Source organism: Streptomyces sp. NPDC056883, from assembly GCF_042788835.1.
Taxonomy (GTDB): Bacteria; Actinomycetota; Actinomycetes; order Streptomycetales; family Streptomycetaceae; genus Streptomyces; species Streptomyces stoeckheimensis.
Genome location: NZ_JBHUBS010000002.1, coordinates 352,230 through 368,447 on the forward strand (window position 1 = coordinate 352,230; position 16,218 = coordinate 368,447).

14 protein-coding genes are annotated in these 16,218 nt (G+C 73.7%); 10 read left to right on the forward strand and 4 right to left on the reverse strand.

Annotated elements, in window-relative coordinates; all coding sequences use genetic code 11:
• Nucleotides 1-257: 257 nt before the first annotated feature.
• The gene (locus tag ACFRU2_RS06965) at nucleotides 258-1,172 is read left to right on the forward strand and encodes a LysR substrate-binding domain-containing protein (protein WP_382968585.1); all 915 of its coding nucleotides are present in this window, start codon (nucleotides 258-260) and stop codon (nucleotides 1,170-1,172) included.
• A gap of 10 nt (nucleotides 1,173-1,182) precedes the next feature.
• On the opposite strand, the gene ACFRU2_RS06970 is transcribed toward ACFRU2_RS06965, so the two are convergent.
• Together ACFRU2_RS06970 and ACFRU2_RS06975 are read right to left on the reverse strand one after the other, a co-directional pair.
• A complete protein-coding gene (locus ACFRU2_RS06970; protein ID WP_382968588.1) occupies nucleotides 1,183-1,953 on the reverse strand; it encodes an MBL fold metallo-hydrolase in 771 nt (256 codons plus the stop codon).
• A 75-nt stretch (nucleotides 1,954-2,028) separates the two neighbouring features.
• Nucleotides 2,029-2,808 (reverse strand): DeoR/GlpR family DNA-binding transcription regulator, encoded by a 780-nt coding sequence (locus ACFRU2_RS06975; protein WP_250739083.1) that lies wholly within the window; start codon nucleotides 2,806-2,808, stop codon nucleotides 2,029-2,031.
• 183 nt (nucleotides 2,809-2,991) lie between these two features.
• On the opposite strand from ACFRU2_RS06975, the gene ACFRU2_RS06980 reads away from it, so the two are divergent.
• The 6 genes from ACFRU2_RS06980 to ACFRU2_RS07005 all read left to right on the forward strand — a co-directional run bounded on the left by ACFRU2_RS06980 (nucleotide 2,992) and on the right by ACFRU2_RS07005 (nucleotide 8,976).
• Nucleotides 2,992-3,894 carry an SIS domain-containing protein gene (locus ACFRU2_RS06980; protein WP_382968591.1) on the forward strand — a complete coding sequence of 301 codons (903 nt, stop codon included), beginning with the start codon at nucleotides 2,992-2,994 and terminating at the stop codon, nucleotides 3,892-3,894.
• Entirely contained in the window at nucleotides 3,891-4,727 is an 837-nt protein-coding gene (locus ACFRU2_RS06985; RefSeq protein WP_382968594.1) for a ketose-bisphosphate aldolase, read from the forward strand. The genes ACFRU2_RS06980 and ACFRU2_RS06985 overlap by 4 nt, the downstream gene beginning before the upstream one ends.
• 25 nt (nucleotides 4,728-4,752) lie before the next feature.
• A complete protein-coding gene (locus ACFRU2_RS06990; RefSeq protein ID WP_382968596.1) occupies nucleotides 4,753-5,274 on the forward strand; it encodes a hypothetical protein in 522 nt (173 codons plus the stop codon).
• Nucleotides 5,275-5,434: 160 nt separating this feature from the next.
• Nucleotides 5,435-6,607: an LLM class flavin-dependent oxidoreductase gene (locus tag ACFRU2_RS06995; RefSeq protein WP_382968599.1), complete on the forward strand. Its 1,173-nt coding sequence runs from the start codon at nucleotides 5,435-5,437 to the stop codon at nucleotides 6,605-6,607.
• Nucleotides 6,604-7,683, forward strand: coding sequence for a zinc-binding dehydrogenase (locus tag ACFRU2_RS07000; RefSeq protein ID WP_382968602.1), 1,080 nt, complete (start codon nucleotides 6,604-6,606; stop codon nucleotides 7,681-7,683). Before ACFRU2_RS06995 ends, ACFRU2_RS07000 begins: the two co-directional genes overlap by 4 nt.
• A gap of 102 nt (nucleotides 7,684-7,785) precedes the next feature.
• Complete coding sequence (locus ACFRU2_RS07005; RefSeq protein WP_250739108.1) at nucleotides 7,786-8,976, forward strand: acyl-CoA dehydrogenase family protein; 1,191 nt, start codon at nucleotides 7,786-7,788, stop codon at nucleotides 8,974-8,976.
• 9 nt (nucleotides 8,977-8,985) lie between these two features.
• Here ACFRU2_RS07005 and ACFRU2_RS07010 read toward each other — a convergent pair whose 3' ends face one another.
• Nucleotides 8,986-10,473 (reverse strand): APC family permease, encoded by a 1,488-nt coding sequence (locus tag ACFRU2_RS07010; RefSeq protein WP_382968604.1) that lies wholly within the window; start codon nucleotides 10,471-10,473, stop codon nucleotides 8,986-8,988.
• A 141-nt stretch (nucleotides 10,474-10,614) separates the two neighbouring features.
• Nucleotides 10,615-11,355, reverse strand: a complete 741-nt coding sequence (locus ACFRU2_RS07015) for an SDR family oxidoreductase (protein ID WP_382968607.1) — start codon at nucleotides 11,353-11,355, stop codon at nucleotides 10,615-10,617.
• A gap of 164 nt (nucleotides 11,356-11,519) precedes the next feature.
• Between ACFRU2_RS07015 and ACFRU2_RS07020 the strand changes: the two genes are divergently transcribed.
• From ACFRU2_RS07020 to ACFRU2_RS07030, 3 genes are read left to right on the forward strand one after another with little or no spacing between them, the layout of a single operon-like run.
• Entirely contained in the window at nucleotides 11,520-12,449 is a 930-nt protein-coding gene (locus ACFRU2_RS07020; protein WP_382968610.1) for an oxygenase MpaB family protein, read from the forward strand.
• 27 nt (nucleotides 12,450-12,476) lie between these two features.
• Nucleotides 12,477-14,636: a tetratricopeptide repeat protein gene (locus ACFRU2_RS07025; RefSeq protein WP_382968613.1), complete on the forward strand. Its 2,160-nt coding sequence runs from the start codon at nucleotides 12,477-12,479 to the stop codon at nucleotides 14,634-14,636.
• Nucleotides 14,633-16,213: a phytoene desaturase family protein gene (locus ACFRU2_RS07030; RefSeq protein WP_382968616.1), complete on the forward strand. Its 1,581-nt coding sequence runs from the start codon at nucleotides 14,633-14,635 to the stop codon at nucleotides 16,211-16,213. The genes ACFRU2_RS07025 and ACFRU2_RS07030 overlap by 4 nt, the downstream gene beginning before the upstream one ends.
• The last annotated feature ends 5 nt before the right edge of the window (nucleotides 16,214-16,218 follow it).

Genomic DNA, 16,218 nt, shown 5'->3' on the forward strand with positions numbered 1-16,218 from the left:
CCCCGGCCCGGCCTGGTCTCCCCGTCCACGCCAAAGCACCCCTCCTCGCCGGCGTTTGAGGCGCGGGGTCTGGGGCGGAGCCCCAGGGGGTCCGGGCGCAGCCCGGGGAACGGGCGAAGGGCGGGTAGGGGACAGCACCCGGCCCCGGGCTCCGGTACGGATACCCGGGTGGGGGGCGAGCCGCCCCGGCTCGGGGCGTGCGGGCCCCGCCCGATCGGTCGGGGCCGCCGGGCCCCGCGGCCTGCGAGAATGGCAGGGTGATCGACCCCCGCCGGCTGCGCATCCTGCGGGCCGTCGCGGACCACCGTACGGTGACCGCCGCGGCCGCAGCCCTCTACCTCACCCCCTCCGCCGTGTCCCAGCAGCTCGCGGCGCTGGAGCAGGAGACCGGGCACGCCCTGCTGACCCGCAGCGGCCGGGGCGTCCGGCTCACCGCGGCCGGGCAGATCCTGCTCGGGCACACGCACGAGGTGCTCGCACAGCTGGAGCGGGCGGAGGCGGAACTCGCCGCCTACGCGGGCGGCTCGGCGGGCGAGGTCACCGTGGCAGCCTTCGCCACCGGCATCGCCGAGGTACTGGCCCCCGCCATCACCCGGCTCGCCGCGGACCACCCCGGGATCCGGCTGCGCGTACGCGACGCGGAGGGCGACCAGAGCCTGCTGCTCCTGCTCGACGGGGAGGCGGACCTGGCGCTGGCCGTCGAGTACCGGGGCGCCCCGGGCGCCGACGACGGCCGGCTGTCCGTGCTCCCGCTCTACGCCGAGCCCTTCGACGCGGTCCTCCCGGCCGGACACCCGCTCGGGGACCTGCCCGAGGTGTCCCTGGCCGACCTCTCGGCTGCGGACTGGGTGGGCCAGTACCCCGGCAACCCCTGCCACGACGTGATGCTCCTCGCCTGCGAACTGGCCGGGTTCCAGCCCAGGTTGGTGCACTCCTCCGACGACTTCCGGGCCGTCGTGGCCCTCGTGGGCGCCGGCGCCGGAGTGGCCCTCGTGCCGCGCTCGGCGCTGCGCGGCATGGACCTCAAGGAGGTCCAGGTCCGCCCCGTGTCCGGCCCGGCGCCCACCCGCCGCGTCTTCGCCGCCACCCGGCGCGGCGCCGAGGCGCACCCGCTGATCGCACCGGTGCTGGCGGCCCTGACCCGTGAGGCGGACCGGCTCCCGGAACACTGACCGAGACGGCCTAGACGAGGGCGAAGACGGCGCCGGGTGCCGCGTGCTCCACGGGCCCGGAGTAGCGGGCGGCGGCGCGGGACACGGCCTCGGCCGGATCCAGGTCCCGGCCGAGGTGTGTGAGGACCAGGCGCCCGGCGCGTGCCGCGCGGGCGGTGTCGCCGGCCTCTTCGGGGGTGTGGTGCACCGGTTCGGCGTCGGCCGGGTGCGCGGAGCTGTCGGCCTCGCAGACCAGGAGCGTGCAGTCCTCGGCGAACCGGGTCAGGGCCGAACAGGGCGCCGTGTCCCCGGAGTACACGAGGGACCGGCCTCCCGACTCGGCCCGCAGCGCGAAGGCGGGCATGCCGTGGGACACCGCCCCGCTGGTGAGGTCGAGCGCTCCGGCCCTCGCGCGGTGGCCGTCGTACAGCTCGTGGACCTCGAAGGCGGCCTCGACCGGGCTGCGGTCCGGGCCGTTGGTGAGGAACCCCGCCAGCCGGTCGGCGATGCCGGGCGGCCCGTAGAGGGGGAGCGGCGCGGGCCGTCGTACGTCGGCGTACAGCAGGCCGTAGTACGCGGTCAGCAGGTCGGCCGTGTGGTCGGCGTGCAGGTGCGAGATCCAGATCGCATCCAACTCGCCGAGTCCTACGTGGCGTTGCAACGGCCCGAGCGTTCCGCTGCCCGCGTCGACCCAGACCCGGGCGCCGCCGCCTTCGAGCAAGTAGCCGGAGCAGGGATTGTCGGCGCGCGGGTAGGGCGTCGCACTGCCCAGGACGGTGAGCCGGAGAAGATCGTCTGCCATCCGGGGAGTCTAGGAGGCTGCGAGAGGACGCCCCGGGGCGCCCCCGCACCGGCCCGCCCGCCCCCGGCCGGGTGCTCAGGCGCGGATGACCTCCACGCCGGCCGCCTCGAAGGCCTCGGCCACCGACGGGGACAGGCCGGTGTCCGTCACCAGTACGTCCACGGCGTCGGTGGCGACGATGCGGGCGAAGGCGCGGACGCCGAGCTTGCTGGAGTCGGCGGCGATCACCACGCGGCGGGCGCGTTCGCAGAGCAGGCGGTTCATGGCCGCCTCGTCCTCGTGCCGGGTGGCGGCCCCGTCGGCCGGGTCGAAGGCGTCCACGCCGACGACGGCGGTGTCCACGGAGAGCTGCCCGAGCACCTCCATGGCGAGCGGGCCGGTGAGCTCGTAGGACTGGGGCCGGGCCACGCCGCCGGTGAGCACGATCTTGAACTGCGGCCTGATGACCAGCTCGCCCGCGATGTTCAGAGCGTTGGTGACCACGGTGAGGGCGGGGGAGCCGGTGGCGAGGTCGGGGCGGGCGGCCAGCGCGCGCGCCACCTCGGTGGTCGTGGTGCCGCCGGTCAGGCCGATCACCTCGCCGGGGACGATCAGCGCCGCGACGGTTTCGCTGATGCGGCTCTTCTCGGCGGCCCGGCGCGAGGTGCGGTAGCGCAGCGGGAGTTCGTAACTGACCCCGTGCAGCACGGCTCCGCCGCGCGTGCGCACCAGCAGCTGTTGCTCGGCGAGCTGGTCGAGGTCGCGCCGGATGGTGGCGGCGGACACGCCGAGGGCCTCGGCGGCGGGTTCCACTTCCAGCTCGCCCCGCTCCACCAGCAGGTCCAGCAGTGTCTGCCAGCGTTCCTTGCGGGTCATCGGCCGCCCTTCCGGTCTTGTCTTCGAGGGGCGCGTCACTGTTCGGTTCGACGCTCTCTCTTGGCCCATACGTCGAGATTAACGCAGGAGATCACCCCTGAGATGCTTGAAGTTGCGCGAAAGAGCGCAGTATCTTGCAGGAACAAGCATTCAGGGGTGCACGCACCGCGCTAGGGAGCAGCCATGAGCCATGTCGCGTACGAGTTGGGCACGCAGCCCGCATGCTGGGAGCGGGCCGCCGAACTGGCCCCGGAACACCGGGCGGTGCTGCCGCGGCCGGGGGAGCGTACCGCGATCGTCGGATGCGGGACCTCGTACTACATGGCCCGGGCCGCCGCCGTGTTGCGCGAGGAGGCCGGGCAGGGCGAGACCGATGCCTTCCCCGCCTCGGAGTTCCCCCGCCACCGGCGCTACGACCGGGTCGTCGCGCTGACCCGGTCCGGGACCACCACCGAGGTCCTCGACCTGCTGGCCGGGCTGCGGGACGCGGGCGTGCCCACCACCGCCGTCATCGGGGACCCCGCCACCCCCGTCATCACCCTCGCCGACGCGCTCGTCGTCCTCGACTTCGCCGACGAGCAGTCCGTCGTGCAGACCCGCTTCGCCACCACCGCCCTCACCCTGCTGCGCGCCCACGTCGGCCTGCACAGCCCGTCCGTCATCGCCGACGCGCGCGCCGCGCTCGCCGAGCCGCTCCCCGCGGAGCTGGAGACCCGGGGGCAGTTCACCTTCCTCGGACGGGGCTGGAGCGTCGGACTCGCCGACGAGGCCGCCCTGAAGATGCGCGAAGCCGCCCTGGCCTGGGCCGAGTCCTACCCGGCCATGGAGTACCGGCACGGCCCCATCAGCGTCTCGGCGCCCGGCACCGTCACCTGGTCGCTCGGCGACGCCCCCGAAGGGCTCGCCGAACAGGTCCGGGGGACCGGAGCCCAGTGGGTGGCCGGGCACCTCGACCCGCTCGCCGAGCTGGTCCGCGTCCACCGCCTGGCCATCGCCGTCGCCGCCCACCAGGGGCTGGACCCGGACGCGCCGCGCAACCTGACCCGGTCCGTCATCCTCACCACGGACGAGGAGGCCGTCCGATGAGCCTCGTCTCCGCCGGCCGGCTCGTCCTGGATGCCGCCGCCCAGGGCCGCGCCGTCGCCGCCTTCAACATCATCACGCTGGAGCACGCCGAAGCGGTCGTCGCGGGCGCCGAAGCGGCCGGACTCCCCGTGATGCTCCAGCTCAGCGAGAACGCCGTGAAGTTCCGGGGCGGTGCACTGCTGCCCATCAGCCGCGCGGCCGTGGCCATCGCCGAGGCCGCCGGGGTCCCCGTCGGGCTGCACCTGGACCACGTCAAGAACTCCGAACTGCTGCGGCAGGCCGTGGACGCCGGATTCAGCTCGGTCATGTACGACGCCGCGCACCTCTCCTACGCCGAGAACCTGGAGGCCACCCGCTCCGCCGCCGACTGGGCGCACGTCAACGGCCTCTGGATCGAAGCCGAGCTGGGCGAGGTCGGCGGGAAGAACGGGGCCGCGCCGCTGGACCCGCACGCACCCGGCGCCCGTACCGACCCCGACGAGGCGCGGCGGTTCGTCGCCGACTCCGGAGTGGACGCGCTGGCCGTCGCCATCGGCAGCAGCCACGCCATGACCAGCCGCACCGCGGCCCTGGACCACGTGCTGCTCGGCCGCCTCGCCAAGACGGTCGACGTGCCGCTGGTGCTGCACGGATCCTCCGGTCTGCCGGACGCGGAACTCGCCGCGGCCGTCGCCGGGGGCATCCGGAAGGTCAACATCGGCACCGCGCTGAACGTGGCGATGACCGAAGCCATCCGCACCCATCTCACCCCCGCGGATCCCCGCCCGTATTTGACCGCCGCACGGGAGGCGATGACGGCGACGGCCGCCGCTATGATCAGCGCCCTGAACTGACCGAATCGGGTATCGGGGGGACTGTATGGACGCACAGCGGGGCCTCAGCAGCAGACGGCGGCTTCTCCTGGGACTGGGGGCCCCGCTGCTGCTCGGCGCGGCGGGGCTCGGCTACGTCATGTGGCCCGAGGGAGAAGACGCGGAGAAGGTCCGCACCGATCTGGCGCCGCTCAACCGGCGCTTCTGGACCGCGCTGGGCGACGTGTCCGACGCACACTGGCTCGGCTACGACATCGACGAGTCCGACAACGAACGGTCGATCCCGAGCCCGGATTCCCGCATGCGCCTGGTGGGCGTCGCCCATCTCAAGCAGGGTACGGCGAACCGCATCATGCGCGATCCCGCCCACCACTTCGAGGTCGGCTCCCTGTCCGGGCTGCCCGCCCCGCTGAAACCGTACATACCCTCCAGCGCGGCCTGGAAGCAGAGCCCGACGTACGACAAGGTCGCCCTGGAGGAAGGCCTGGACGTGGTCCCCTCGGGCACCTTCCGCTTCGACGGCATCCGCGACCTCGTGTACTTCGACTACACGTTCCTCTACACGTGAGCCACGCCTGAGATGCGCCTGAGCCACACCTGAGCGGCGGCCCGCGGGAATCCTCCCACTCAGTGGGAGGACGGCCGCGGCGGCATTGAAGCTGCGCCCCGGGCGGTGTTTCGTCGGATGCCGGAGCAGAGCAGGCGCCGCCGAGGGAAGGCCACCGCACATGCCGCAGCCGTATCTTCCGCACCGCTTCGGGGTGTTCCTCGCCCCCTACCACCGGCCCGACGGCGACCCGGCGCTCCAGCTGCGCCGGGACCTCGACCTCGCCGCCGACCTGGACCGGCTCGGCTACGAGGAACTGTGGGCCGGGGAACACCACTCCGCGGGGTACGAGATCATCGCCTCGCCCGAGGTGTTCCTCGCCGCGGCCGCCGAACGCACCAGCCGGATCATGCTCGGGACCGGGGTCAACTCCCTCCCCTACCACCAGCCGTTGATCCTCGCCGACCGGATCTGCCAGCTCGACCAGCAGTCCCGGGGCCGGGCCATGCTCGGGGTCGGTCCGGGCCAACTGCCCTCGGACGCCTTCATGACGGGAGTCGACCCGCTCCGCTCCCGCGCGATGACGGCCGACGCCCTCGACGCGATCGTGCGGCTGCTGCGCGGGGAGACGGTCACGGCCGCCACCGACTGGTTCGCCCTGGAGGAGGCCCGGCTCCAGCTCGGGCCCTACCGGGGCCGGGAGCTGGAGGTCGCGGTCGCCTCCGCCGTATCGCCGACCGGGGCGGTGCTCGCGGGACGCCACGGGGTCGGGATGCTCTCGCTCGCCGCGGCCGACCCCGCCGGGTACGGGGCGCTCGACGCCAACTGGGCCGCCCACGAGCGGGCCTGCGGCGAAGCCGGCCGCGCCGCCGACCGCTCCGCCTGGCGGCTGGTCACCCCGGTGCACCTGGCCGAGACCCGCGAACAGGCCCTGCACGAAGCCGAGTACGGCACGCCGGACCTCGTGGACTACATCGAGAAGCTGAGCGGTACCCGGCTGGACGGCTGCGCCACCCCGGCCGGTGCGGTCGAGCGGTGGACCACCGAAGGGCTGCCCACCTTCGGCCGGGCCGTCATCGGCACCCCCGAGGACGCCGTGCAGCGGATCGAGCAGCTCGCGGACAAGACCGGCGGGTTCGGAACCTTCCTCATCCTGCAGCTGGACCTCGCCGAGCCCGCGGCCGCCCTGCGCAGCCTGGAGCTCTTCGCCGAGCGGGTCGTCCCCCGGCTCACCGGCCACACCGAAGCACGCCGCTCAAGTCTGGAGTGGGCCGGGCGCAACAGCGAACGGTTCATCGGGGCGATGCGCCGGGCCACGATGGACGCCATCGCCCGCAAGGGAGAGGTCCGTTGAGGGCCGCGGTGCTCGAAGACGGCCGGTTCCGCGTACGGGAGCACCCGGATCCGGTGCCCGGCCCCGGGCAGGCGCTCGTGGAGACCGCAGCCTGCGGGATCTGCGGCTCCGACCTGAGCGCCGTCGCGCACACCGACGAGTTCCTCCGGGCCTCCCGGGACAGCGGAACCACCAGCTTCCTCTTCGACCCGAACCGGCCGCTGGTGATGGGCCACGAGTTCTCCGGCCGGGTCCTCTCCTACGGGCCCGGCGCGACCGGTCCCGAACCGGGCACCGGGGTCGTCGGCCTGCCCTGGGCGGTCGACCCGGGCGGGGTCGTGCGGACCGTGGGCTACAGCAATGCCTTCCCCGGCGGATTCGGCGAACGGATCGTCGTACAGGCGCAGGCGCTGCTGCCCGTCCCGCCGTCCCTGGACCTCGGGCTCGCCGCGCTCACCGAGCCGCTGGCCGTGGGTTTCGGCAACATCGCCCGGAGCGCGGCGGGAAGGAACACCCCGGCCGTGGTCATCGGCTGCGGCCCGGTCGGCCTCGGGGCCGTCGCCGCACTGCTGGAGCGCGGCGCCGGACCGGTCGTGGCCTCCGACCCCTCGCCGCTGCGGCGGGCGGCCGCCGCCCGGCTCGGCGCGCACGCGGTGGTGGACCCGGCCGTGCAGGACCCCGTACGCCTCTGCGCGGAACTGGCGGGAGCCCGCCCGCGCCCCACGGTGGTCGTGAACTGCGTGGGCGTACCCGGCATGCTGAACCAGCTCCTGCACACCGTCCCGCGCGGCACCGAGATCCTGCAGATCGGCGGGGTGATGACCGAGGACGTGATCCGGCCGGTGGTCGGCATCTACAAGGACGTCACGATCCGCATGTGCCTCACCTACCCGCCCGAACAGTTCGGCGCCACCCTCGCCCGCCTGGCCGAAGGCCGCATCGACCCCGCGTCCCTGGTCACGGGAGAAGCGGGCTTCGGCGGACTGGACGCGGCCTTCGCCTCCCTGCGGCGGCCCGAGGAGCACATCAAGGTCCTGATCCGGCCCGAGCGGGGCGGAACCGGGGTGAGGCCCGCCGAGCGCCCGCCGACGACATGACCCGCTGACCCTTCCGGATTCTTGGAACAGGTTCTAGTCTGCCCCCGCAGCGGCGGCGGCGGACGGCCGCGCGACCTGAGCCACGAGAGACCCGGAGGGGCCGTGCACCTCGAATACACGCCTGAGCAGCAGCGGTTGCGCGCCGAGCTGCGCGCCTACTTCGCCGAACTGATCCCGGACGACGTCTACGCGCGGTACGAGGACCCGGCCGAACAGAAGCGCTTCTACCGGGAGACCATCCGCAGGCTCGGTGCCGACGGCTGGCTGGGGGTCGGCTGGCCCAAGGAGTACGGCGGGCGCGGGATGTCGCCCATGGACCAGTTCATCTTCTTCGACGAGGCCGCACAGGCCGTCGTACCGCTGCCGCTGATGGCGCTCAACACCGTCGGGCCGACCATCATGCAGTTCGGCACCGACGAGCAGAAGGCGTACTTCCTGCCCAAGATCCTCGCCGGGGAGATCGACTTCGCCATCGGCTACAGCGAGCCCGACGCCGGCACCGACCTCGCCGCCCTCAAGTGCAAGGCCGTCCGCGAGGGCGACGAGGAGACCGGCACCTACGTGGTCGACGGGCAGAAGATCTGGACCACCAACGGCGACACCGCCGACTGGGTCTGGCTCGCCGTCCGCACCGACCCGGACGCCCCCGCCCACAAGGGCATCACCATGCTCCTCGTGCCGACCTCCGACCCCGGCTATTCCTGCACCCTCATCAACACCCTGGCCTCGCACGACACCACGGCCAGCTACTACGAGAACATCCGCGTCCCCGCGAGCCGCCGCGTCGGCCAGGAGAACAAGGGCTGGCGCCTGATCACCAACCAGCTCAACCACGAGCGCGTCACGCTCGCCGCCCACGGCACCATGGCCATCCGCGCCCTGCACGACGTCCAGCGCTGGGCCGCCGAGACCAAGCTCGCCGACGGCCGCCGCGTCATCGACCTCTCCTGGGTCCGCGGCCGCCTCGCCCGCACCCACGCCCGCCTCGACGCGATGAAGCTGCTGAACTGGCAGATGGTCAATGCCGTCCAGGACGGCAACCTCACCCCGCAGGACGCCTCCGCCGTCAAGGTCTACGGCTCCGAGGCGCGCAGGGACGCGTACGCCTGGCTGATGGAGGTGGTCGGCGCGGCCGGCTCCCTCAAGGACGGCTCCGCGGGCGCGGTCCTGCACGGCGAACTGGAGCGCGGCTACCGCAGCGCGGTCATCTTCACCTTCGGCGGCGGCAACAACGAGATCCAGCGCGAGATCATCTCGTGGATCGGCCTGGGCATGCCGCGGGTCCGCCGCTGAGACGCCCTCCTACCGGCGGCCGTCCCGCGAAGGGGCGTCCTGCCGGTGGTCGGGGTGGACCCAGCTCGGTTTGCGGAACTTCAGGAAACACACCGGAGCGAGGACCCCCAGGAGCAGCAGGCCGCCGCCGACGATCAGGAGGTAGCGCCACAGGGGCTGGCCGCCGAACTGGTCCGGCGGTACGAAGCCGATGAGCAGTGCGGCGACCGAGGCCACGGCGCCGGTGCCCGCCACCCAGGTCACGGCGGGCACCCGGAAGCCGCGTTCGACCTCGGGCCGGGTCCTGCGGAGCCTGACCACCGCCGCGAACATCAGCAGGTAGGCGATCAGATAGATCTGCACCGTGATCACCGAGAACATCCAGTACGCGCTGGAGACGTCGTCGCTGAACGCGTACAGCACACCGATCAGCGTGGTGATCACGCCCTGCGCGACCATGATGTTCTGCGGGGTGCCGTACTTGTTGAACCGCTGGAAGACCGGGGGCAGGTAGCCCTCCTGGCGGGAGAGCAGGACCAGGCCCCTGGCCGGGCCGGACAGCCAGGTGAGCATGCCGCCGAGCGCCGCCGCCACCAGCATCACCCCGACGACCTTCGTCATCCATCCGATGTGGAAGTGGTCGAAGAAGGCCTGGAAGGCCTGCATCAGCCCGGCGGTGAGGCTCAGCTCCGAGGACGGCATCACCCAGGAGATGGCCAGGGCCGGAAGGATGAAGATCAGCAGGACCAGGCCGGTCGCCAGGAACATCGACTTCGGGTACTCGCGCTTCGGGTGCCGCAGCGAGGAGACGTGTACGCCGTTCATCTCCATGCCGGCGTAGGACAGGAAGTTGTTGACGATCAGGACCAGGCTGGCGAGCCCCGTCCATGGAGGAAGCCAGTGGGAGGCGCCCATGGGCTGGGCGGAGGGGTTGCCCTGGCCCAGGAAGACGATGCCGAGGACCACCAGGAGCACGCCCGGGACCAGCGTGCCGATGACGAGCCCGGCGGAGGAGAGCCCCGCGACCGTCTTCGTGCCCCGGGAGGAGATCCAGACCCCGGTCCAGTAGACGACGACGATGACGACCGCGACGTAGAGCCCGTTCTCGGCGAGCCGGGGGTCGATGACGTAGGCGAAGGTGCTCGCCACGTACGCCAGCAGGCTCGGGTAGTACGCGATGGTCATGGCGAACTGGCACCACACCGCGACGAACCCGAGCGGTTTGCCGAGCGCCTCGCTGACCCACCGGTAGATGCCGCCGGACCAGCCCGAGGCCAGCTCGGCCCCGACCAGGGCGGTGGGCAGGAGGAAGACGACGGCGGGCAGCAGGTAGAGGAAGACCGCGGCGAGACCGTAGATCGCCATGGAGGGCGAGGGGCGGAGGCTGGAGACGGAGGCGGTCGTCATCAGGGCGAGCGTCACCCAGGAGATGAACTGCCTCTTCGTCCCGCGGCCGGCCCCGGCCCCGGCTTCGACCTCGGCTTCGACCTCGTCGGGTGTGTCTTCCGTGGTGGCCATGGACTCATGCTCGGTGCCCGTCCCGGCTCCCGCACATCGACGGCGCAGGCCCCCGGGCCATGTCGGCCAGGAGGAGGGGCGCGCACCAGATCCAGCCCCAAGCGCCGTAGGACAGCGTCCCGCTCCTCGGAGCCGGCCGGCTCAGACCTGGCCGGCTCCGCCGTCCACGAACAGTTCGATCCCGGTGATGAAGCTGCTCTCCCGCGAGGCGAGGAACAGGGCCGCCGCGGCCACCTCCTCGGGGCGTCCGGCCCGGCCGAGCGGGACTCCGGCGGTCGCCCGCTCGCGTACGTGCGCCGGCGCACCGGCCAGCGCCGGGGTGGCGATCGGGCCCGGGCTGAGGGTGTTGACCCGGATCGCGCGCCCCGCGAGCTCCAGGGCCAGGCTGCGCGCGAGGGACCGTACGGCCGCCTTCGTGGCGGCGTACACCCCGTACCGCGTGGACGCCGAGGAACCGGCGGCCGAACCCAGCAGGATGACCGAGGCGCCGTCGCGCAGCAGCGGCAGGGCCCGTTGGACGGTGAAGAAGGCGCCCCGGAAGTTGAGGTCCGCGGTGGCGTCGAACTGCTCCTCCGTGAACTCCGCGAAGCCGCCGGGCGGGCCGCCGCCCGCGTTCACGACCAGCACGTCGATCGCCTCGCAGCCCGCGGCGGCGACCGCCGCGTAGAGCCGGTCCAGGTCCGCGACGCGGGAGGCGTCACCACGGACGGCCACGGCGTCCGGGCCCAGGTCGCGGACCGCCGCGGCCAGTTCCTCCGGCCGCCTGCCGGTGACGAAGACCCGGGCGCCCTCCTCAACGAAGCGCCGGGCCGTCGCCAGGCCGATGCCGGACGAACCGCCCGTGACGACGGCGACCTGCCCTTCGAGCTGTCCCGTACGCATGACCATGACCGTGCCTCCGCGTCGCGAGGGGAGGCGGGTGCGGTCCGCCGGCCGGAAAGCCTAGTGGCGTCCACGTGCGTGCGTGCGGCCGTTCGGTGGAATGCTGGAAGAGCCCGCGCGGCCGATGCGGCGTACCGGGGCGGGCGACGGGGGAGGAGCCGGACATGGACGAGAGCGCAGGACCCGATCCGGGGCTGTCAGGACCCGATCCGGGGCTGTACGGCCCGGGCTCCGTGACCTGGCAGTGCCACGGCGACCCGGTCATGTGGATCGCCGGGGTCCGCGCGCTCTACCTCCAGGCCCTGCACCCGCGCGCGGTCCGCGGTGTCATGGAGAACAGCTCCGCCTTCAGCGGGGAGAACGGCGGGGGCGACGCCTGGGGACGCCTGCTGCGCACCGCCGACTTCGTCGGCACGATCACCTACGGCACCACCGAGGCCGCCGAGCGGGCCGGCGCCCGCGTCCGCAAGATCCACACCCTGCTGTCGGCGACCGATCCGGCCACCGGAACACGGTTCCGCGTGGACGAGCCCGAGCTGCTGCTCTGGATCCACTGCGCCCAGATCGACAGCTTCCTGCACATCCTGCGCCGCTCCGGGATCCCCCTCACCCCCGCGCAGGCGGACCGCTACGTGGCCGAGAACCGCGTCAACGCCCGGCTCGTCGGGCTCGACCCGTCCGGGGTACCGGGGGACACCGCGGCCCTCGCCGCCTACTTCGAGCGGATCCGCCCCGAGCTGGCCGCCGGACCCGACGCCCACGCCGTGGACGCCTTCCTGTCCGCCCCGCCGATCCACCCCCTCCTCGTCCCTGGCCGAAACCTGGTGTGGCGCCCGTTCGCGGGCCTCGCCTACGCGACCCTCCCCGGCTGGGCGCACCAGCTGTACGGCCGCCCCGCACCGGCCCCGCGCAGCGTCACCCGCCGCCTGCGTCTCACCGGTAGCCTGCTGCGCAGCATTCCCGCAGGTCTGCGCTGGCAGCTGCCTCCAGGTCACATCTTGAAAGCGATGCGCCGCATGGGCCCCGGGAGCCGCCCCGCGCCGTACACACTGCGTACATCAGCGGCCATACTGGACCGGCCGGGGAGGGCGTAGCACGACACACGGGGGCGACTTCAAGACATGGCGGAGTCCAGACTGATCCACGGCCGGTACCGGTCGCTCGATCTGATCGGCCGCGGAGGCATGGGCGAGGTGTGGCGGGCCCGCGACGAGTCGCTGGGCCGGCAGGTCGCCGTCAAATGCCTCAAGCCCCTCGGACCCGAGCAGGACACCCACTTCACCCAGGTGCTGCGCGAGCGGTTCCGCCGCGAGGCGCGCGTCGCCGCCGCCCTCCAGCACCGTGGCGTCACCGTCGTCCACGACTTCGGCGACGACAGCGCGGCCGGCGGTCCCCTCTACCTCGTCATGGAGCTCCTCGAAGGCCGCAATCTCAGCCAGCTCCTGGAGGACAACGACGCGCGCCCGCTCCCCGTGGACGTGGTCGTCGACATCGCCGAGCAGATGGCGGCCGCCCTCGGCTACACCCATGACCAGGGCGTCGTCCACCGGGACCTGAAGCCCGCCAACATCATGCGGCTCACCGACGGCACGGTGAAGATCTGCGACTTCGGCATCGCCCGGCTGGCCGCCGACATCGGCTTCACCGCCAAGCTCACCGGCGGCGGCATGGCCATGGGCACCCCGCACTACATGTCGCCCGAGCAGATCGCGGGCGGCGAGGTGGACCACCGCAGCGACCTCTACTCCCTCGGCTGCGTCCTGTACGAGATCGCCACCGGAGCCCCGCCCTTCGACCTCGGGGACTCCTGGTCCGTCCTGGTCGGCCACCGCGACACCGCGCCCGTGCCGCCGCGCGAGCACCGCCCCGAACTGCCCGTCCACTTCGAGCGGCTGGTGCTCGACCTGCTCGCGAAGTCCCCCGAGGACCGGCCCGGCGACGCCCGCCACCTGCACCGCCAGCTCCTCGAGGCCCGGCTCGGCCCCGCCGTGGCCGTCGGTGCGCACCCGCCGCTGCCCGAGTGGGCCGGGGGGATGACCGCCGGACGCCGGGCCGGCATCGAGGCCCGTCCCGCGAGCGGCGAGTGGGCCGTCCTGACCGGCTCCTGGACCGCGCACGCGGCGCACGCCGCCCACGCCGCCACGGGCTCCGTCGTGCCCGCCACGGCCGTTCCCGCCGTCGGAGGACCGGCCGCGACGGCTTCCGGCGCCCCGGCCCCGATCCCGCCCGCGCCGACCGTCGTACGCCCGCGTCCGGCCGAGGACCCCCGGCTCACCGCCGCCTACGGGTTCCCGCACGGCCCCGGCCAAGCCCTCACGGGCCCGGCCGCGCTCGACGCCGGCCACACGCGGGCCTTCGCCCTCAGCCGGGCCGGCCGCACCGAGGAGGCCCTCGCCGGGTACGCGGCCGTCGCCGAAGGGCGCGCCCGGGTGCTCGGCGCCGACCACCCGGACACCCTCGCCGCGCGGCAGGAGGCGGCGTACGAGACGGGCCTGCTCGGCCGCCACCAGGAGGCGTACGAGGGCTACCGCACGGTGCTCGCGGCCCGGGAGCGGACCGTCGGCCGGATCCACCCCGACACCCTGCGCTGCCGGCACAACCTGGCCTGCGCGCTGGGCGCCCTCGGCCGCTTCGCCGAGGCCCACGCCGCCGCCGCCGAGGTGGCCGCCGACCGGGCGGCCGTCCTGGGGGCGGAGCACGCGGACACGCTGCTGACCCGGTACGAGGTGGCGTACGCGCTGGGCCGCCTCGAACGCTGGGAGGAGGCCCTGGAGGCCTTCCGGCACATCGCGGCCGTACGGGAGCGGGTGCTCGGCCGCGACCACCCCGACACGCTGGCCGCCCGCTACGAGGCCGGGATCGCGCTGGGCCGGACCGGGCGTTCGGCCCAGGCCCTGGAGCTGTTCCGGGACCTGGTCCGCGACCGCACCCGCGCCTACGGGGCCGCCGACCCGGAGACGCTGCGGGCCCGGCACGTCCTCGGGGTGAACCTCGGGCGCCTGGAGCGCTGGGAGGAGGCGGTGGCCGAGGCCCGGCAGGTGGGCGAGGCACGGGCCCGCACCCTCGGCCCCGAACACCCCGACACCCTGGTCAGCCGCCGCGAACTCGCCGTCGGGCTAGGCCGGCTGGGCCGCTGGGACCAGGCGCTGCCGGTCTACCGGGACCTGTCCGGCATCCGAGAACGCTCGCTCGGCGACGGCCACCCGGACACGGTCGCGGCACACGCCGACGAGGCCCACTGTCTGGAGCGGCTGGGCCAGGTGTGTTACCAAGAGCCATGACGACCTCGCGGGGCTTCGGGCACGACGTGTACGACGCGGTGATCGTGGGCGGGGGCCACAACGGCCTCGTCGCCGCCGCCTACCTGGCCCGGGCGGGCCGTTCGGTCCTGGTCCTGGAGCGGCTCGGCCGCACCGGCGGGGCCGCGGTGTCCACCCGGCCGTTCCCGGGCGTCGACGCCCGCCTCTCCCGCTACTCCTACCTGGTCTCGCTGCTCCCCGCCAAGATCGTGCGCGAGCTGGGGCTGGAGTTCGAGGTGCGCAAGCGCTCGGTGTCCTCGTACACCCCCGTCGAGCGCGCCGGACGCCCCGGCGGACTGCTGGTCGGCGGCGGCGAGGCGCGCACCCGGGAGTCCTTCGCCCGGCTGACCGGCTCGGAGCGGGAGTACGAGAACTGGCGCGCCTTCTACGGGACCACCGGGCGGGCCGCCGAACGCCTCTTCCCCACGCTGACCGAACCGCTGCCCACGCGCGCCGAGCTGCGGACGCGGCTCGACGACGAGGCGGCCTGGCGGATGCTGTTCGAGGAACCGATCGGACGGGCCGTCGAGCGGGAGTTCACCGACGACCTGGTGCGCGGCGTGGTCCTCACGGACGCGCTGATCGGCACCTTCGCCGACGCCCACGACCCGGGCCTGGCCCAGAACCGCTGCTTCCTCTACCACGTCATCGGCGGCGGCACCGGCGACTGGGACGTACCGGTCGGCGGCATGGGCGCCCTCACGGACGCGCTGGCGGCCGCCGCGCTGGCCGCCGGGGCGGAGATCGCCACCGGGCACGAGGCGCTGCGCATCGACACGGACGGCACGACCGCCCCGGCGGAGGTGACCTTCCGTACGGCCACGGGCGAGGGCCGGGTCGCCGGCCGGGTGGTGCTCGTCAACGCCTCGCCGCGGGCGCTCGCCGAACTCCTGGGCGAGGAACCGGCGCAGCCGGCCCCCGAGGGGGCCCAGCTCAAGGTCAACATGCTGCTGCGCCGCCTGCCCCGGCTGCGGGACACCTCCGTGGACCCGCGCGAGGCCTTCGGCGGCACCTTCCACATCGCGGAGGGGTACGAACAGCTCGCCCGGGCCCACGCGGAGGCCGCCGCCGGCGAACTGCCCTCCGTACCGCCCTCGGAGATCTACTGCCACTCGCTGACGGATCCCACGATCCTGGGGCCCGAGCTGGCGGAGCAGGGCTACCAGACCCTGACCCTCTTCGGACTGCACACCCCGGCACGGCTGTTCGAGAAGGACAACCAGGGGGCGCGCGAGGTGTTGCTCGCCGCCACCCTCGCCCAGCTCGACGCCCACCTGGCCGAACCGCTCACCGACTGCCTGGCCTTCGACGCCGACGGCCGCCCGTGCATCGAGGCCAAGACCCCGCTCGACCTGGAACGCGAACTGCGCCTGCCCGGCGGGCACATCTTCCACCGGGACCTGTCATGGCCGTACTCCGACTCCGGGGAAGGCGGCGGCCGTTGGGGTGTGGAGACCGCCCACCGCAACGTACTGCTGTGCGGCGCGGGGGCGGTCCGCGGCGGCGGCGTCAGCGGGGTCCCCGGCCACAACGCGGCGATGGCGGTCCTGGGACACTGACGCGC

Coding starts and splice junctions, on each gene's coding strand:
- ACFRU2_RS06990 (WP_382968596.1), top strand. CDS start 4,753: ATGGACGCACAGCGGGGCCTCAGCAGCAGACGGCGGCTTCTCCTGGGA.
- ACFRU2_RS06985 (WP_382968594.1), top strand. CDS start 3,891: ATGAGCCTCGTCTCCGCCGGCCGGCTCGTCCTGGATGCCGCCGCCCAG.
- ACFRU2_RS07020 (WP_382968610.1), top strand. CDS start 11,520: ATGGACGAGAGCGCAGGACCCGATCCGGGGCTGTCAGGACCCGATCCG.
- ACFRU2_RS07015 (WP_382968607.1), bottom strand. CDS start 11,355: ATGCGTACGGGACAGCTCGAAGGGCAGGTCGCCGTCGTCACGGGCGGT.
- ACFRU2_RS07010 (WP_382968604.1), bottom strand. CDS start 10,473: ATGGCCACCACGGAAGACACACCCGACGAGGTCGAAGCCGAGGTCGAA.
- ACFRU2_RS06975 (WP_250739083.1), bottom strand. CDS start 2,808: ATGACCCGCAAGGAACGCTGGCAGACACTGCTGGACCTGCTGGTGGAG.
- ACFRU2_RS06995 (WP_382968599.1), top strand. CDS start 5,435: ATGCCGCAGCCGTATCTTCCGCACCGCTTCGGGGTGTTCCTCGCCCCC.
- ACFRU2_RS06970 (WP_382968588.1), bottom strand. CDS start 1,953: ATGGCAGACGATCTTCTCCGGCTCACCGTCCTGGGCAGTGCGACGCCC.
- ACFRU2_RS07025 (WP_382968613.1), top strand. CDS start 12,477: ATGGCGGAGTCCAGACTGATCCACGGCCGGTACCGGTCGCTCGATCTG.
- ACFRU2_RS06980 (WP_382968591.1), top strand. CDS start 2,992: ATGAGCCATGTCGCGTACGAGTTGGGCACGCAGCCCGCATGCTGGGAG.
- ACFRU2_RS07030 (WP_382968616.1), top strand. CDS start 14,633: ATGACGACCTCGCGGGGCTTCGGGCACGACGTGTACGACGCGGTGATC.